The 18,663-nt window shown below is 62.7% G+C and carries 11 protein-coding genes; 7 read left to right on the top strand and 4 right to left on the bottom strand.

Annotated elements, in window-relative coordinates; all coding sequences use genetic code 11:
- Position 1: 1 nt before the first annotated feature.
- From HBO05_RS01805 to HBO05_RS01835, 7 genes are all read left to right on the top strand, one after another.
- Complete coding sequence (locus HBO05_RS01805; protein WP_169951764.1) at positions 2–232, top strand: DUF2934 domain-containing protein; 231 nt, start codon at positions 2–4, stop codon at positions 230–232.
- 163 nt (positions 233–395) lie between these two features.
- Entirely contained in the window at positions 396–2,537 is a 2,142-nt protein-coding gene (gene glgX, locus HBO05_RS01810; protein WP_172311438.1) for a glycogen debranching protein GlgX, read from the top strand.
- 1 nt (position 2,538) lies between these two features.
- Positions 2,539–3,540, top strand: a complete 1,002-nt coding sequence (locus HBO05_RS01815) for an acyl-CoA dehydrogenase family protein (protein WP_169951768.1) — start codon at positions 2,539–2,541, stop codon at positions 3,538–3,540.
- Positions 3,537–4,295, top strand: coding sequence for a PIG-L family deacetylase (locus HBO05_RS01820; protein ID WP_169951971.1), 759 nt, complete (start codon positions 3,537–3,539; stop codon positions 4,293–4,295). Before HBO05_RS01815 ends, HBO05_RS01820 begins: the two co-directional genes overlap by 4 nt.
- The gene (locus HBO05_RS01825) at positions 4,292–4,891 is read left to right on the top strand and encodes an SAM-dependent methyltransferase (protein ID WP_170041378.1); all 600 of its coding nucleotides are present in this window, start codon (positions 4,292–4,294) and stop codon (positions 4,889–4,891) included. The genes HBO05_RS01820 and HBO05_RS01825 overlap by 4 nt, the downstream gene beginning before the upstream one ends.
- Positions 4,888–5,547 (top strand): glycosyltransferase family A protein, encoded by a 660-nt coding sequence (locus tag HBO05_RS01830; RefSeq protein ID WP_169951772.1) that lies wholly within the window; start codon positions 4,888–4,890, stop codon positions 5,545–5,547. The genes HBO05_RS01825 and HBO05_RS01830 overlap by 4 nt, the downstream gene beginning before the upstream one ends.
- A gap of 174 nt (positions 5,548–5,721) precedes the next feature.
- Positions 5,722–6,483, top strand: coding sequence for a PIG-L family deacetylase (locus HBO05_RS01835; protein ID WP_169951973.1), 762 nt, complete (start codon positions 5,722–5,724; stop codon positions 6,481–6,483).
- A gap of 37 nt (positions 6,484–6,520) precedes the next feature.
- Here HBO05_RS01835 and HBO05_RS01840 read toward each other — a convergent pair whose 3' ends face one another.
- From HBO05_RS01840 to HBO05_RS01855, 4 genes are all read right to left on the bottom strand, one after another.
- Positions 6,521–10,687: a hypothetical protein gene (locus HBO05_RS01840; protein WP_172311440.1), complete on the bottom strand. Its 4,167-nt coding sequence runs from the start codon at positions 10,685–10,687 to the stop codon at positions 6,521–6,523.
- Positions 10,688–10,815: 128 nt separating this feature from the next.
- Positions 10,816–13,044, bottom strand: a complete 2,229-nt coding sequence (gene glgB / locus HBO05_RS01845; RefSeq protein ID WP_172311442.1) for a 1,4-alpha-glucan branching protein GlgB — start codon at positions 13,042–13,044, stop codon at positions 10,816–10,818.
- Between the two features lie 43 nt (positions 13,045–13,087).
- Positions 13,088–16,402 (bottom strand): maltose alpha-D-glucosyltransferase, encoded by a 3,315-nt coding sequence (gene treS / locus HBO05_RS01850; protein ID WP_172311444.1) that lies wholly within the window; start codon positions 16,400–16,402, stop codon positions 13,088–13,090.
- Between the two features lie 155 nt (positions 16,403–16,557).
- Complete coding sequence (locus tag HBO05_RS01855) at positions 16,558–18,531, bottom strand: alpha-1,4-glucan--maltose-1-phosphate maltosyltransferase (RefSeq protein WP_172311446.1); 1,974 nt, start codon at positions 18,529–18,531, stop codon at positions 16,558–16,560.
- Positions 18,532–18,663 lie beyond the last annotated feature (132 nt).

The raw sequence follows: 18,663 nt of genomic DNA on the forward strand, positions 1-18,663 counted from the left end.
GATGAGCACCGAAGACAAGCGCGTTCGTGAATTCGCGTATCAGATCTGGGAGTCCGAAGGTAAGCCCGAAGGCCAGGAAGCCCGCCATTGGGAAATGGCCCGCAAGTTGGCTGAAGCCGAGGCTCTGACGCCTAGTAAACCCAAGGCCGGCGCCAAGGCCAAGGCCAAGCCGCCAGCGGAAAAACCCGCCGCCGCGAAAAAGCCTCGAGCCCCACGCAAACCCGCCGGCTGACCCCACCTGTAGGAGCCGGCTTGCCGGCGATAGGTCTCCATCAAGCACCACCCGAGACGCTATCCCCGGCCACCCGGCTGCTACAAAAAATGCTCGATTATTGATCTGACCTGATGTCAGCACGGCCCCGTTCGGCCCGGAAAAACTTTGCAGGAGCAACACCATGAGCAAGACACCCGATACCGAGCCATCGCGGATTCGTGAAGGGCTGCCCTTCCCCCTTGGCGCGACCTGGGACGGTCTGGGGGTCAATTTCGCACTGTTCTCGGCCAACGCCACCAAGGTCGAGCTGTGTCTGTTCGACGATACCGGTGAAGTCGAGCTGGAGCGTATCGAACTGCCGGAGTACACCGACGAGACATTCCACGGCTACTTGCCCGACGCCCACCCGGGGCTGATTTATGGCTACCGCGTATACGGTGCCTACGACCCGGCCAATGGCCATCGCTTCAACCACCATAAATTGCTGATCGACCCCTATGCCAAGCAGTTGGTGGGCGAACTCAAGTGGTCCGAAGCGCTGTTTGGCTACACCATCGGCCACCCGGATGCCGACCTCAGTTTCGATGAACGCGACAGCGCGCCCTTCGTGCCCAAATGCAAAGTCATCGACCCGGCCCATACCTGGGGCAACGACCAGCCGGTACGCACGCCGTGGGACCGCACGATCATCTACGAAACCCATCTGCGCGGTATCAGCATGCGCCATCCGTCCGTGCCCGAGGCGGTGCGCGGCACCTGCGCCGGGTTGATGGTCGACGATGTGCTCAAGCACATCCGCCAACTGGGTGTGTCATCGGTGGAACTGCTGCCGATCCACGCCTTCGTCAATGACCAGCACCTGCTGCAAAAAGGCATGACCAACTACTGGGGCTACAACAGCATCGCCTTCTTTGCCCCCGACCCGCGCTACCTGGCCAGCGGCAAGATCGCCGAGTTCAAGGAAATGGTCGCGCACCTGCACGAAGCCAAGCTGGAGGTGATCCTCGATGTGGTCTACAACCACACCGCCGAAGGCAACGAGCAGGGCCCGACCCTGTCGATGCGCGGCATCGACAATGCCTCCTACTACCGGTTGATGCCCGATGACAAACGCTTCTATATCAACGATTCCGGCACCGGCAACACCTTGGACCTGAGCCACCCTTGCGTACTGCAAATGGTCACCGACTCCTTGCGCTACTGGGCCACGGAGATGCATGTGGATGGTTTCCGCTTTGACCTGGCGACCATTCTGGGGCGTTATCACGATGGTTTTGATGAGCGTCACAGCTTCCTTGTCGCCTGCCGCCAGGACCCGGTGCTGCGCCAGGTAAAAATGATCGCCGAGCCTTGGGATGTGGGCCCAGGCGGTTATCAGGTGGGCAACTTCCCGCCGGGCTGGGTGGAATGGAATGACCGTTTCCGCGACACCGTGCGCGCCTTCTGGAAAGGCGATGACGGCCAGTTGGCCGACTTTGCCGGGCGCATGACCGCTTCCGGCGAGATGTTCAACCAGCGCGGGCGCCGGCCCTACAGCTCGGTGAATTTCATCACCGCCCATGACGGTTTCACCCTGCACGACCTGGTGTCCTACAACGACAAGCACAATGAGGCCAACGACGAGAACAATCAGGACGGCAGCAATAACAACCTGTCGTGGAACCACGGCGTCGAAGGCCCGACCGAAGACCCCGAGATCAACGCGCTGCGCCTGCGCCAGATGCGCAACTTCTTCGCCACCCTGTTGCTGGCCCAGGGCACGCCAATGCTGGTGGCCGGGGATGAGTTCGCCCGCACCCAGCACGGCAACAACAATGCCTACTGCCAGGACAGCGAAATCGGCTGGGTCAACTGGGAGCTGGATGAAGATGGCAAATCCCTGCTCAAGTTCGTCAAGCGCCTGATCAAGCTGCGCCTGGCCTACCCTATCCTGCGGCGCGGGCGCTTCCTGGTGGGTGACTACAACGAAGACATCGGGGTCAAGGACGTGACCTGGCTGGCTCCCGACGGCAACGAAATGACCATCGAACAGTGGGAAGACAGCCAGGGCCGCTGCCTGGGCATGTTGATGGATGGGCGCGCCCAGGAAACCGGGATCCGCCGGCCCGGGTCCGACGCCACCTTGTTGCTGGTGGTGAATGCGCACCACGACCTGGTGAATTTCCGCTTGCCCCGGGTACCGGATGGCGGCTTCTGGACCTGCATGGTCGACACCAACCAACCGGCCGTACGCGGCCAGGAACGTTTCGATTTTGACCACGAATATGCGGTGACCGGGCGCTCGTTGCTGCTATTTGAACTGCAACATGAGCAAGAGGTGTGAAATGGCTCTACACGGGTTTTTGCAACGCAATCCCCAGGGACTGGCCGACACCCAAGGCCTTGGCCAGACCCTGAGGGCCCTGGTGGATGCGGGCCTCGACCAATTGCCGCGCCCCGGTAGCGGGCAGACGCTGCTGCGCTTCAGCGAACTGGCCCAGGTGGCCGGCCACGACCTGAGCCTGTGCAAGCTGTTTGAAGGGCACACCGATGCACTGGCGATCATGGCCGAGCTCGACAGCCCGGCCCCACCTGCCGGTAGCACCTGGGGCATGTGGGCCGCCGAGCCGCCGACGGCACGGGTGCAGGTTCGGCGTGAGGGCTCGCAGTGGCTGCTGCATGGGCGCAAGGCCTGGTGCTCCGGGGCGGCGGTGGTCAGCCACGGGTTGTTGACTGCCTGGGATGAACAGGCGCGCCAGCAGTTGGTTGCAGTGTCGATGGACCAGCCGGGTGTCCAGGTCACCGGTGAAGGCTGGCAAGCCGTGGGCATGGGCGCGTGCGCCAGTGTCGAAGTGCGGTTCGAGAATGCCGTGGCGCTGGCCGTGGGCGAGCCAGGGGATTACCTGCAACGCCCAGGGTTCTGGCAAGGAGGGGTTGGCATCGCCGCCTGCTGGTACGGCGCGGCGCAGCGCTTGGCCGAGGCCCTGCGCGAACACTGTGACCGTCGTGCAGAACCCCATGCCCTGGCCCATCTGGGTGCGGTGGACATGGCCTTGTTCGCCGCCGCCACGGTGCTGCGCAGCGCTGCGCGGCAGATCGACGAGCAACCCCAGGCCAACGCCCAGTTGCTGGCGCGCCGGACGCGGGCAGTGATTGAAGCGGCGGCCAACGAAGTCATCCATCACGTCGGCAGGGCCATGGGAGCCGGGCCCTATTGCCAGGACCGGCACTTCGCGCAATTGATCGCAGACCTGCCGGTGTACTTGCGCCAAAGCCATGCCGAGCGGGACCTGGCAGCGCTCGGCGAGCAACTGTCGAGCGCAGCTGGCGGGACATGGCAACTATGAAAGCCAACCCGATTGTCGGCCAAGGCACGCCCCTGCGCGCCTGGCAAGGCTCTGCCCGTGTCGCCGGCCTGCCTCTGATCAGCGTGGCGCAACTGGTGCCTGAAGGTTGCCGCGCGGTGATCATCGCGCCCCATCCGGATGATGAAGTACTGGGCTGCGGCGGTTTGTTACAAGGCTTGGCGGCGTTGGGCCGCGAGTTGCTGCTGGTTTCAGTCACGGACGGTTGCGCCAGCCATCCGGGCTCAACCCGTTGGCCAAGGCAACGCCTGCGCGAGGTTCGTCCCCGTGAGTCGGCCGAGGCCCTGCAGCGCCTGGGTTGGCCGCAGCAACGCCTGAGCTGGTTGCGCGGCGGTTTTTCCGACAGCCAGGTGCAGGCGCGCGAACCTGCGCTGACGGCGTTTATCCAGCAGCACCTGCAACCCGAAGACGTGGTGTTCACCACCTGGCGCGAAGACGGCCATTGCGACCACGAAGCGGTTGGCCGCGCCAGCGCCCAGGCGGCCCGGGCAGTCGGCGCGCGCCTGATCGAGCTACCGGTGTGGACCTGGCACTGGGCAACCCCCGAGGACCCACGGGTACCCTGGCACCGCGCGCACAAGATTGCCCTGGCACCCGCGGCCGTGGCCCGCAAACGCCACGCCCTGCACGCGTTCACCAGCCAACTGGAAGGCGACCCGCAGGTCGACCTGCCGCCCGTCTTGCCGCCCCATGTGCTGGAGCGGCTGTTGCAACCTTTTGAAGTGGTGTTTCTATGAGTGTGGCCACGGCTTACTTCGACCAACTGTTTGTCGACAACGACGACCCCTGGGCCTTCCGCCAGCGCTGGTACGAGCAGCGCAAGCGCGCCTTGACCCTGGCGCTGCTGACTCGGCCGCGCTACGCCTCGATTTTCGAACCCGGCTGCGCCAATGGCGAATTGAGCGCCGAACTGGCAACGCGCTGTGAGCGCCTGCTGTGCTGCGATACCGCTACGGCGGCGGTAGCCCTCGCGCAAGCGCGCCTGCAGGAGTTTGGCCACGCCCAGGTCGAGCGGCTGCGATTGCCTGCACAGTGGCCGCACGGCTCGTTCGAACTGATCGTCCTCAGCGAGTGGTGCTACTACCTTGATCATGACGATTTGTGCGTGCTGATCGATCAGGCCCTGGGCGCACTCAGCCCGGATGGCCAGGTCCTGGCCTGCCACTGGCGAGCGCCCATCGACGGTTGCCCGCAAACCGCCGAACAGGTCCACCAACTGCTGCACCAACGCCTGGGCATGTCGCGCGTGGCGCAGGTGGCTGACAGCGATTTCCTACTCGACCTGTGGTCTCGCGAAAGCGCCTCGGTCGCCCATCTTGAGGGGCTGCGATGATCGGCATTCTGATTCCGGTGCATAACGAAGAGGCGCTGCTGGCCGAGTGCCTGAAAGCCGCGATGATCGCCGCCAGCCATCCGGGACTGCTCGGTGAGCAGGTACAGATACTGGTGGTGCTCGACAGTTGTACCGATGGCAGCGCCGCCATTGCCGAGGCGTTCGGGGTACACAGCCTGAGCGTTGCGGCACGCAATGTCGGCCAGGTGCGTGGAATCGGTGCGCGGCATCTGTTGAACCAGGGCGCGCGCTGGATTTCCTGCACCGATGCCGACAGCCGCGTGGCGGGCGATTGGCTGGTGGCGCAACTGGCCCTGGGGGTGGATGCAGTCTGTGGCACGGTCACGGTGGATGCCTGGAGCGACGGTTTCGACGAGGCGGCGCAGATCCGCTACCACCAGGCCTATCAGGCCAGTGACGGGCACCGGCACATTCATGGGGCCAACCTCGGCGTCAGCGCCGGCGCCTACGTGCGCGCTGGCGGGTTTGAGCCCCTGGCCTGCCATGAGGACGTGCAACTGGTGCGCCAACTGGAGCGTTGCGGCGCAACCATAGCCTGGAGCCATGCCCCACAAGTCATCACCAGCGCCCGCTTGGACTGCCGCGCACAGGGAGGCTTTGGCGACTATTTGAAAGGCCTGATGTTGCCATCTTGAAAAACTTACAACTTTGCCCGGCGAAATCCGGGTGATGAACAATACTCAAGCACGGCAATCTTAGGATTCGGAATGCCAGCGTGCCGCACCGGCCATGAGGCCGGCGCGACAAAAAGGAGAGTCGACCCGGCCACGGGGCACGACCTGCATTACCAGGACAAGGACGTAACATTGATCAATCCCGCCACTTTGAACGACGTTCGCCGCACGCCGGCGCAAATCTGGAACAGCGCGCCGCAATTGGCGCAAATCCCCACCATCAGCCCTTCCCTACTGGTGCCTCCTGGCTCGCGAGTGGTGGTGGTGGCGCCGCATCCGGGTGACGAAGTGCTGGCCTGTGGCGGTTTGCTGCAACTGCTCAGCGCCCTCGACTATCCCTTGAAACTGATCTCGATCACCGACGGCAGCGCCAGCCATCCGGGCTCCAACCAGTGGTCGGCACAGCGCTTGAGCGTGTTCCGGCCCCAGGAGAGTGTCGAGGCCCTGCGCCGCCTCGGCTTGCCCATGCATAGCTTGAAGTGGATTCGCGGGGGCTTTTGCGACAACGCCCTGGCGGGCCGCGAACAGCTCTTGAGCCAATTTATCGCCCGCTACCTGCAACCCGGTGACGTCGTATTCACCACCTGGCGCAATGATGGCAATGACGACCACGATGCCGTCGGCCGTGCCACCGCCATCGCCTGCGCGCTGACCGGCGCGCGCCTGCTGGAGCTGCCGATCTGGGCCTGGCACTGGCCCGCCCGCGAAGCCGGGCGCATGCCCTGGCAGTGCGCGCGCAAGATACGCCTCGACACCTGGAGCGTGGCGCGCAAACGCCACGCGGCCCATGCCTACGCCAGCCAGTTGCTCGGCGACCCTTTGATCGGCCTGGCGCCGATGCTGCCCCCGGTGCTGCTGGAGCGCATGCGCGTACCCTACGAGATTGTGTTTCTGTAATGCCTTGGAGCACCACGCCACACGGCGTTACGCAGTCCTATTGAAACACCTGCGCCTCGCCATCGACGGTGGCGCGGATCCAGCGTGGCTCCATGGGGTCGCTCCACACCGAGCGCGGCGGCGTGCCCCCGTCGCTGATCAGGATGCGCCGGCCCGACTGGCTCCACTCCTGCATCCGCGCCTTGAATTGGGCCGGATAGTCCGCGGCCTTGCACGAAATGCCGGCCCACGGGTCGACCACCCACGCCTCGTCCCATTCCGGCCCCGTGAAGCCTTTGCTGCGCGGCTGGCCGGGCGGCCCGCCGACCACGGCGAATGTATGCCCCTTGACCTGGGCGATCCGCGCATTGCCGCCACTGGCGTTGATCGTATCCACCGCCACCTTGGCCATCTGGTCGCAATTGCCGGCACCGGTCTTGAGGACCATTTGCGAATAGTTGGGCGCCCCAGTGCGGGTGTAGAGCCAGCCCACCATCTCCGTGGCTGTCTGGCTGCGAACGACCTCTGCGGGAAGGCCGGGAACCTGTTGATTGGCCGACCTTATGCCCGTGGCCTGGAACTGCTCCTCAACCGCTTTGCTGCCGCCCTGTGCATATAAATGGTTCTGCTGTTCGGTCGGCAACAGGGCGAAGTCCGCGGGTTTGTTGATCGGCGAGAGCCGCACCGGTTTTGCCGCAACCACCACATGCCCAGGGTTGCTCCCGGCGGCATACACCCCCATCAAGACTTCACGCTGCTTTTCGGGGGGAAGTGCGCGCAGGACCTGGACCAAGTGGTCGATTTCCGCAGGCGACATGGGCTCGTCCGCGACAATTTTCTTGATCAGGGTCTCAAGGCTGGGCAGTACCACTAGCGGGTTATCCGGCAGTCCCTGCGCCACAAAACTGTAGACATCCTTGTAGTGGTCGTACCGGCGGATGAACTCCAGGTCCAGTGGGCCACTGCGGGTCAGGCGATGAAAGTCCAGCTTGCCGGTGCCGTCCAGCGGCGCGAAGAAATACACCCCGGTATCGCCCTCGACCATCACGTATTGCTGGCCAGCATGGTCGATCTTGAGCCCTCTGACGACGCGCTGATCGTTGCTCAAATCGCTGATGGCATCCATTTTGATCACCAGCGTTTCCTGATTGAGCGCCCGGGGCACGCCGAAGTCGTCGTAACCAAAGTCCGGCTCATTGACCACGGTGCCAGAGGTACGGTTTTTGTAGGTGACAGGCTGGGTGCTGGCCATCGGCAGCAGTTCCTGGTTGCCTGCTTCGTTGACGCGGTAGCGACGGTGTTCGTGAATCACCGTGCGTGGCCCTTTCACCGGGCCCGCGCCGGGAATCAGGCGGCGATGCTCCAGGGCCTGGGCGTCCTGAAATATCGGAGTGCCGCCAGGTTCGATTTGCTTGGTGTAGCACAGGTCACCCAGATCGCGCTTGAAACGCCGGCCCCCGACACCACAGGTCAATACGAAGCCTTCAAAGGGCTCGGTATCGCTGGGGCCGCCCAGTTTGATCAGGCTCTCGGGGTTTTTCGGGCGATAACGATAGACGTCATCACCGACCACCACATCACTGTGCGTGCGCCGATGCAGGACGCGGGCCTGGTCACTGGTGATGCCTTCGGCCACCCGTACAGTCTGGCCTGGCGCCAGGGGCCTGGCGGTCAGGGGGATTTGCTGGGTGATGTCGTAACGGCCTCTGCCAGGCAGTTCAAGGGCGGCCGATTGTCTGAATTTCGCAATGCCGGCCTGGACCTCCTTGAGTTGGAGGCTCCCGTGCTTCATCAGACGGCTCCCGACGCTGTTCAGCGCGGGCATCACCGGGTCCAGGGGGTTGAGATTGCGCGCCACGGAAACCGCGAACTTCTTCACCAGCGGCGCAAATTTTGGCAGCAGTGCGCGCACGCCGATCTTGCCGGCCTGGGATAGCAGGCGCACCGAGCCTGCTGCCAGCTTGCCCGCCGGGCTGGCGAAGGTCAGTAGCCCATCGACCACCAGCTCCATGATGCCCTGCTTGGTGTTGCCGTTGACCAGGTTCTCAATACCACTCCAGAACGGAATAACCATTTGGCCGACGCCTTTGACCCGCTCCCAGAATGCTTCATCGTTTTTATGCGCTGCGCTTTCCCGGGCGGGGTCCGACGCGGCCCATTGCTTGAGCGTGTCCTCATCGACATAAAACAGATCCGTGGTAATGGCCTTGGCAATGGCGACCGAACGCTCGGAGTCAAAGGTGCGCGGCACCAAACTTTTGGATGGGTTTCCCGTCGCGGCGAAGTGCGCAAGCTGTTGCGGCACCACGATCGAAAAACTCTTGGGTCTAGGCCCCTTGCCTGCCGTGTAGGCGGCCCACTGCTGCTTGAACTCGGCCCGGCTGTCGGGGCGGGTATTGCGCACCACCAACTCTTCGCTAGGCACGCCGTCTGCGGCGTGCTCAACAGAGATGAAGTCCTTGCCATAGCTTTTGTCCGCAGGATTGTAGGCCTCCAGGATCGGCTGCAAGTCGTCGCGGCGCCGGGCGATGCCCTTGAGCGGATTGATTTCGTAGTAGTTTGTCTGGCCGTCATGCACGGCCTTGAGAATAAACGCCGGGCGTGTCACGGCGGCCCGTTTCTCTTCATCCGTCTCATGGCCGGGGCCGGGCTTTGTGCGCAGGGCAAACACCGTGACGTCACCCTGCTCAAGCGCTGTGCGATCCTTTATGGGCAACTGGGTCAGTTGGCTGCCGATAAGTTGTGAATAGGCAACCTTGGTGTCGGCCAGGTATTGGTCAAACTTGCCCTGGAACTGGTCTTCGTCATACACAGGGTATTGATAGCGGATGTCCGAGGGGGTGATTTTCTCACCGCTCATGTGCCGGTACAGGGCAAAAATCGGGCTGATCATGCTCAGCAGTTCGGTACGCGAGGTGCCCTTCTCCATGCGCTCGAAATAATCCTTGCGCATCGGCACATCGGCTGCCATTTGCTGGGTTGCCGCGACCACCCGATCAAGATGGGCATCAAACGCCGTGACCGCCTTGTTGATGTCCTCCTGCAAATAGCTGTCTTTGTGCGCGATTACCCCCTGCACCACCGCCCAATCCAGGGTCGCCGGGATACGGGTCGATGTGATAAGCGCCCACTGGGCGTCGGTGGTGGCTTGTTCGCTGAACTTGCCCGGCAGGTCAACCAACTCCTGGAAGCCCATGCTGCGCGACGAACCGGGCCGGATCGCCTCCGCCAAACTGACGCCGTGCTGGAAATTCACCCACACTGCCGATCCCTGATACGCAAGGTCGGCGGGCACATCACGTACGGAAAAATCGGCCGGGAACCGGGCGCGCAGAACGTAGGCCGCCAGATGCGCCTGGTCGGCGGACAACTGCCTGGAGTCGACCAGGTGCTGGCGAAATTGCGTCTTGATCGCCGGATAGCTTTGGTTCGCCAGGTCACGTGAAGCCAGATCAAAACCGGCAATATGCCCAGGTTTGCGCCCGTGCAATGGGTCCAGGCTCAAGGTCAGGGCCTTCACCAGCAACTTGACCTTTACCTGGGGAGCAATCACCCCATCGAGGGGAAACGGCGCACCGCCCAGGTGCCTCAACAACTGTTCAAGCAGCGCCTTGGCCTGGGGGGATTTGAGTATTAGCTCGAGCACGGCGGCCGGCGTGCCCTCGGCTTTGGCCAGGGCCTGTGGCGAGAGGCCCTCGGTCAACAGGCTGAGCAGGGGCTTTTTAGACGTGGCCTCCTGCTTGGCGACCCATGCCGCGATAGCGGGCTCAGTGCTCGGTTGCAGTAAACCGTCCACATCAGTGGCCCCATCATCCAGGCCCAGGGCAATTTCGCTGCGGGCATCTTGCGTGGCATCAAGCGCCGCCTGCACTTGCGCAGGCGTCTTCGGATCGGCCGGCACAACCCCATAGAACCTGAGCATGTTGTCCAGCCGATTGGTGCCTGGCTGGGTGGAGCCGTTGGGCGGGATCAACGGTGAATCTTTGTTGAGGAACAGGCTTTTATTCAGACCGTCGCCGGGGCCGTCCGATGTTTTGAGTTGGTGTAGCACCCGAGATATTTCGTCCAGATCCGCCAGTTTTCCGCGCAGTTGCGCCTGGTAAGAATCGGCTGTTTGCGTGGTCGGCTGCACTAGCGCCAGGCCGGAACTGGCCTGGGCGTTGGCCGGCTGCACGTGAGAAAGAGCGACAGCGGGAGGTGGGGCATTCAGGTGGACAGACGTCATGGCCTTTCGCCTCTGGCAAGGATACACAGACACCCTTGTGTGGAGCGCCTGTAAGAAGATGCTCCAGAGGATTGGTAACAACATTCGTCAGATCATCCCAAGGAGCCGGCTGGCCGGCTCCTTGGGTTTCATTCCTGGCCCAGGATCAGCACCCCCAGTGGCGGTAGATTCAACGCCAGTGACACCGGCTGCCCATGGCGCGGCTCGTCCTGGGTAAAGACTTCACCGCCATTGCCGTAGTTGGAGCCGGAATAGGTGTCGGCATCACTGTTGATCAGCTCTTTCCAAGTGCCGGCAAAGGGCACGCCCACCGTGTACGCCTCGCGGGGCACCGGGGTGAAGTTGGCCACCACCAGCACCGCCTTGCCGTCCTTGCTCCAGCGCAGCCAGGCATAGACGCTGTTGATCGCATCGTCGCCAATCAGCCACTGGAAGCCCTGGGGCGCGGCGTCCTGCTCGTGCAGCGCCGGCTCTTCGCGGTACAGGCGGTTGAGATCGCCCACCAGTTTTTGCACGCCGCGGTGCTCCGGGTATTGCAGCAGGTACCAGTCCAGTTGCTGGTCGTGGTTCCACTCGCGCCACTGGCCGAATTCACAGCCCATGAACAATAGCTTTTTGCCGGGGTGCATCCACATGAAGCTCAGGTAGGCCCGCAGGTTGGCGAATTTCTGCCAGCGGTCGCCGGGCATCTTGTCGATCAACGAGTGTTTGCCGTGCACCACTTCATCGTGGGAAATGGGCAGCACAAAACGTTCGGACCAGGCGTACACCAGGCCGAAACTCAGCTCATTGTGGTGATGGGCGCGGTACACCGGGTCTTGCTGGATGTAATGCAGCGAATCGTGCATCCAGCCCATGTTCCATTTGTAGTTGAAGCCCAGGCCGCCCTGCTGGGTCGGCTGGCTGACGCCCGGCCAGGCCGTGGACTCCTCGGCGATCACCAGGGCGCCGGGGGCTTCCAGGGCCACCACGTCATTCAAATGCCGCAGGAAGTCGATGGCTTCGAGGTTCTCGCGCCCACCGTGGCGGTTGGGCACCCACTCGCCGGCCTTGCGTGAATAGTCGCGATACAGCATCGACGCCACCGCATCCACCCGCAGCCCATCGATATGGAAATGCTTGAGCCAGTGCAGCGCCGAGGCCAGCATAAAACCGTGGACTTCGGTGCGCCCCAGGTTGTAGATCAGCGTGTCCCAATCCTGGTGGAAACCTTCCAGCGGGTTGCCGTACTCGTACAGCGCAGTGCCGTCGAACTGGGCCAGGCCGTGGGTATCGGTGGGAAAATGCGCCGGCACCCAGTCGAGAATGATGCCGATGCCTGCCTGGTGGCAGGCGTTGACGAAGGCGCCAAACTCATCCGGTGAGCCGAAGCGCGCGCTGGGCGCAAATTGCGACAGCGGCTGGTAGCCCCAGGAACCACCGAAGGGATGCTCCATGATCGGCATCAGTTCGATATGGGTAAACCCCAGTTGCTGCACATAGGGGATCAGCCGCTCGCCCAGCTCGCGCCAGCCGTATTGGAGTGACACTTCGCCCAATTCGTCGAGCTCGCACTGCCAGGAACCCACGTGCAGTTCATAGATCGACAACGGCGCACTGGGCGCCTGGCGTTCGCCACGGGTTCGCATCCAGGCTTCATCTGCCCAGTCCACTTGCAACGGCGCGGCGACTTTCGACGCCGTGTCGGGCGGCAACTGCGTGGCCAGGGCCATGGGGTCGGCCTTGAGCGGCAGGATGCCGCTGGCGCCGAGGATTTCGTATTTGTAGGCGGCGCCCGGTTGCAGGCGCGGGATAAAGATCTCCCAGACCCCGGCGGGATGCCGCAGGCGCATCGGGTGGCGGCGCCCGTCCCAGATATTGAAGTCGCCGACCACCGAAACCCTGCGGGCATTGGGTGCCCACACGGCAAAACGCACGCCCTGGATACCCTCGACACTCATTACCTGGGCGCCCAGGCAACTGCTCAGGTCGCGGTGATTGCCCTCGGCAAACAGGTACAGGTCCATCTCGCCGAGCAACTGGCCGAAGCTGTAGGGGTCTTCGGTGATCTGCTCGCCGCCGGCCCATTGGATCTTCAGCAGGTAGCCCTGGCGCGTGGAGAAATGCCCGATAAACAAGCCAGGGACTGGGGTCGCGTCGAGGCTGCCGAGCACATCGCCGCTGTCGCGGGCCAGCACCAGGACGCTCAAGGCTTCCGGCAGGAATGCACGGATAACCTGGCCGCCCTGCTCATCGTCATGGGGGCCGAGGATCGCAAAAGGATCCGGATGTTCGGCACGCACCAGGGCTTCGATATCCTTGGGCGCAGGCATGACAGCGAACTTCGATTGCAGCGGTTCTTTATGTGTAAAGCTCATGGTTTCTCCCACCTTGACGTTCGCGCGCTTGGACTGAACGTCATTAATAACCTTGCAATAACCCGTGCAATCCGCGTAAGGGCACCGCCAACCAGGTCGGGCGGTTCTCTGCCTCGTAGGCCACTTCATACGCAGCCTTCTCCAGGCTGAACAGTGCCAGTGCCGCATCCGCCCCTTTGGCATCCTGCCAGCCATGCGCCAGTGTAGACGTAGCCTGTTGATACGCCTGGATAAATGCCTGGCGCGCTTCACTCAGGTAACGATCGGCGACACGCTGGCGTGCCGCATCGGCGTCGGCCGAGTGATCCAGCCCCTGCCCTTGCACATTCAGGGCCATGGCGCCGGCATAGTCGAACGAGCGCAGTACGCCGCTGACGTCCTTGTACGGGCTGTGCTTGCCCCGGCGCTCGTGCAGCGGCCGTGCAGGTTCGCCTTCGAAGTCGATCAGGTAGGCATCGCCCTTGACCACCAGCACCTGGCCCAGATGCAAATCACCATGGACCCGGATGCGCAGACCACCCACCGTGGCTTTCGCCAGGTCCTGCACATGGTTGGCAATCGCCTTTTTTTGCCCCAGCAGTTGAGGGACCAACGCCTGGTCGGCGGGGTTCAATTGGGTTTGATGCTGTTTGAGCAACTGCAAGGCGCGTTCAATCTGCGCCCCCACTTGTTTGGCCCAGCCCTGGCTGTCCTTGACCGAGGTGACTTCAGGCTTGAAGTCCGGGTTGGCCGTTGGCGCGGCCAGCACCTGGTGCATTTCCCCAAGCCGCTGGCCGAGCAACCCGGCGAAATCTGCCAGTTCACCCAGGGCGTTGTAGTGCTGCTCCTGCTCGGAGATCGCTTCGGCCAGCTCGTCGCGGATCGCCCGCTCGAGGTTGTTCTGGGTCCAGGCCCAGGCGTCGCCCTGGTTACTGAGATAGCCTTGGGCAATCATCAACAGATTGTCCTCACCCGCGGCATCGCGCCGGATCACCGAGCCCAGCAATGGCGAGATATGCCTGTAGCCGGCGGCGGTCAGGTAGGCGCCCATTTCCAGTTCCGGGTGAACCCCGGCGCTGACTTTGCGGATCAACTTGAGCACCAGGCTTTCGCCGACCACCACTGAACTGTTGGACTGCTCGGCCGCCAGGTAACGCACTTGCAACTCATCGCCTACCGGCAAGTCGGCCAAGTGCGGGGTGGGTTCGAAACGAATCTCGCCGTCGCTACTGCTGAGCACCGTTTGGGCGCGCAGGCCGTCGATGACGGCACGGATATAGCTGTCGAGGCTGAAGGCATCGGTGATCAGGCCCACCTGGCGCACCCGGCGCACCCGGGCCAGGGCCAGTTGTTGCGGCAAGGCACTGGTGAACTGGTCTTCGCCGAGCAAGCCGAATGGCAGTTGGTAACGGCTGGTCTGCCCGCCGCTGGTCACTTCAATCTCGCTGAGCAATACCGGATGCTGGGCATCGCCAAAGCGCACGCCATAGGCGATATGCACGCGGTCGATGGCCGAGTCTTTATTGGCAAACCAGCGCCGGTTGGGCAGCCAGCTGGGCAACGAGGTCTGCTCCAGGGTGGTGCGGCACGGCGTTTCGAGCAACTCTTCGAGGCGTTTTTTCAGGACCAGGGTTGTGAAGTCCGGCAGGCTTTGGGCCGGTTCCACATGCCAGCTGGGCATCTGGTTTTCGGTAGCCAGCACGAACCAGTAGAAGCCATAAGGAGGCAGGGTCAGGAGAAAATTCAGCTGGCCAATGGGCGGGAAGGCGTTGCCGCCGAGCATTTCCACCGGAACCATGCCGGCAAAGGCTGACAGGTCCAGCTCCGCCGCCTGGGCCGTGCGCGACACGTTGGCCACGCACAGGATGATTTCGTGCTTGCCATCGACGCCGGTGTACTCGCGGGTGTAGGCCAGGATCCGGCGGTTGCTCGGCGAGAGCATTTTCAGGCTGCCGCGCCCGAAGGCCTTGGACTGCTTGCGGATCGCCAGCATGCGCCGGGTCCAGTTCAGCAGCGAATGGGGGTCCTGGGCCTGGGTTTCGACGTTGACCGACTGGTAGCCGTAGAGCGGGTCCATGATCGGTGGCAGCACCAGGCTGGCCGGGTCGGCACGGGAAAACCCGCCGTTGCGGTCGATGGACCATTGCATCGGCGTACGCACGCCGTCGCGGTCGCCGAGGTAGATGTTGTCGCCCATGCCGATTTCATCACCGTAATACAGGGTCGGTGTGCCGGGCATCGACAGCAGCAGGCTGTTGAGCAGCTCGATGCGGCGCCGGTCGCGTTCCATCAGTGGCGCCAGGCGCCGGCGAATCCCCAGGTTGATGCGCGCGCGGCGGTCGGCGGCGTAGTAGTTCCACAGATAGTCGCGCTCCTTGTCGGTGACCATTTCCAGGGTCAGCTCATCATGGTTGCGCAGGAAAATCGCCCATTGGCAGTTGGCGGGAATTTCCGGGGTCTGGCGCAGGATATCGGTGATCGGGAAGCGATCTTCCTGGGCCAGAGCCATGTACATGCGCGGCATCAGCGGGAAGTGGAAGGCCATGTGGCATTCATCGCCGTCGTCGCCCTTCTGGTCGCCAAAGTACAGCTGGGTATCTTCCGGCCATTGGTTGGCTTCGGCGAGCAGCATGCGGTCGGGGTAGTTGGCGTCGATCTCGGCACGGATCTGCTTGAGTACATCGTGGGTTTCGGGGAGGTTTTCGTTGTTGGTGCCGTCGCGCTCGATCAGGTAAGGAATCGCGTCCAGGCGCAGGCCGTCGATGCCCATGTCCAACCAGTAGCGCATCACCGACAGCACGGCCTTCATGACTTGCGGGTTGTCGAAGTTGAGGTCCGGCTGGTGGGAATAGAAGCGGTGCCAGAAGTACTGGCCGGCGACCGGGTCCCAGGTCCAGTTGGACTTTTCGGTGTCGAGGAAAATGATGCGGGTGCCGTCGTATTTCTGCTCGTCGTCAGACCACACGTAGAAATCCCGCGCGCTGGAGCCGGGCTTGGCCTTGCGCGCGCGCTGGAACCACGGGTGCTGGTCGGAGGTGTGGTTGATCACCAGTTCCGTGATCACCCGCAGGCCGCGCTTGTGCGCCTCGGCGATAAAGCGCTTGGCGTCGGCCATGGTCCCGTAGTCGCTGTGCACGCCACGGTATTCGGCGATGTCATAGCCATCGTCACGGCGTGGCGAGGGATAGAACGGCAGCAGCCAGATGGTGTTCACGCCCAGGTCGGCGATGTAGTCGAGTTTGGCGATCAGCCCGGGGAAGTCACCGATGCCGTCGTTATTGGAGTCGAAATAGGATTTGACGTGAACCTGGTAAATCACCGCATCTTTGTACCAGAGCGGGTCTTTGATAAAGGTGGCAGCCTTGGGTTTCTTCGCCATTGGAAACTCCTGGAAAATTCAAAAAAATTGACAGACAGGACGTGGTCAATGTGGGAGCGGGCTTGCCCGCGATAGCGCTGGATCAGTTGATGGATACGTGACTGACACACTGCTATCGCGGGCAAGCCCGCTCCCACAGTTGATCTGCATCCGACTCAAGACTGGGTGACGCGCCAGATGCCAAACGGCATATGGGGCTCGATGCGCATCCATTGGGTCTTGCCGTACCAGGTCCAGCGATGGCCATTCATCAGGTCTTCGCCCTGCACCTGGGCGTCGTCCGGCAGGCCCATCTCCCACAGCGGCAACTCAAAATGCGCCTCCTGGGGGTTGAACGGGTCGAGGCTGACGGCGATCAGGATGAAGTTGCTGCCATCCTCGCTGCGCTTGCCGAAGTACAGGATGTTGTCGTTGAAGGCGTTGTAGAGCGTCAGGCTCAGGTGTGTCTGCAGCGCCGGGTTTTGCCGGCGGATGCGGTTGAGCTGGGCGATCTCGGCGATGATGTTGCCGGGGGCGCTGAAGTCCCGGGGGCGGATCTCGTACTTTTCCGAGTCCAGGTATTCCTCCTTGCCCGGCACTGGCGCGCTTTCACACAGTTCAAAGCCCGAGTACATCCCCCACAGGCCCGAGCCCATGGTGGCCAGTGCAGCGCGGATCAAAAAGCCCGGGCGCCCGGATTCATGCAGAAAGCCTGGGTTGATGTCCGGTGTATTGACGAAAAAGTTCGGCCGGTAGCACTCACGCCAGGGCGACTGGTTGAGTTGGGTGAAGTACTCGCTGAGTTCGGCCTTGGTGTTGCGCCAGGTGAAGTAGGTGTAGCTCTGGGAGTAACCGACCTTGCCCAGGCGCGCCATCATCGCCGGGGTGGTAAAGGCCTCGGCAAGGAAGATCACCTCGGGATGCTGGGCCCGTACATCGCTGATCAGCCATTGCCAAAATGGCAGCGGCTTGGTGTGGGGGTTGTCGACGCGGAAGGTCTTGACCCCCTCCTCGACCCAGCCCAGCACGATATCGCGCAACTCCAACCACAGGCTGGGGATCGCATCGGCGGCATAGAAGTCAACGTTGACGATGTCCTGGTATTTTTTCGGCGGGTTTTCCGCGTATTTGATCGTGCCGTCCGGGCGCCAGTTGAACCAACCTGGGTGTTGCTTGAGCCACGGGTGGTCCTGGGAGCACTGGATGGCAAAGTCCAGGGCGATCTCCAGGCCATGCTCGGCGGCGGCCGCTACCAGGCGGCGGAAATCTTCGCGGGTGCCCAGTTGCGAATGGATCGCGTCGTGGCCGCCCTCCTCGCTGCCAATCGCATAGGGACTGCCGGGATCCTCGGGGCCGGCGCTCAGGGAGTTGTTCTTGCCCTTGCGGTGGCTGCGGCCGATGGGGTGGATCGGCGGGAAGTACAGCACGTCAAAGCCCATGTCGTGGATCATCGCCAGGCGCGAATGCACGTCATTGAACGTGCCGTGGCGCGTCGGGTCATCGGTGATCGAGCGCGGGAACAGCTCGTACCAACTGGCAAACAGCGCTTGGGGGCGCTCCACATCCAGTGGATACACCGGGCTGATACTCAAGTAGGGGCGCAAATCGGCCTGAGCCATCAGCTGTGCACTGTGTTCGTGCAAAAACAGCGCGACCTGCTCGGTTTCCAACAGCCCGGACAGTTGGTGATGCAGTTGCTGCAAGTGCTCCTGCAGCTCACCTTCACTGCGTTCAGCCGCTTGCAGGACCTGCTGGCGGCCTTCCTGCAGCTCCAGGCTGACGGGAACCCCGGCGGTGTGTTTTTTACCCAGTTCATAGCAGAAACTGGCGAAATGATCGATCCAGGCCTCGATGCAATAGTGGTGCGGGCCCTGCTGGCTTACACCAAAGGTGCCTTCCCAGGTGTTGTTGCCCTTGTCTGCCATGACCGCGCTGTGCCAGTTGTCTTCACTCAACGACCGCCAGCGAATCAACACGGCCAACTGGTCATGCCCGTCGGCGAATACCTTGCTGGTAACGTGGATGGCTTGCCCTTGCACGGCCTTGACCGCGAATGCACCGGCATCAATCACCGGCATGGTGTCTTCAATGGCGATCCTGGGCAGCAACAGTGCCTGGGACAGCGGTAATACGGGTATTTCAGCCGTCATCGAGCATCTCCCCTTACGCCCCATGGACGCTCTTGTGCTTGATTGTCTGTGCAGCAGGCGGGCTCTTCCCGGGCGGGCCGTATAAGGTCCGAGCCCGGTGGCCGACGGAAAGTTCAGATGGATGTGCCGCCA

It is taken from the genome of Pseudomonas sp. WS 5079 (assembly GCF_012985465.1).
Lineage (GTDB): Bacteria > Pseudomonadota > Gammaproteobacteria > Pseudomonadales > Pseudomonadaceae > Aquipseudomonas.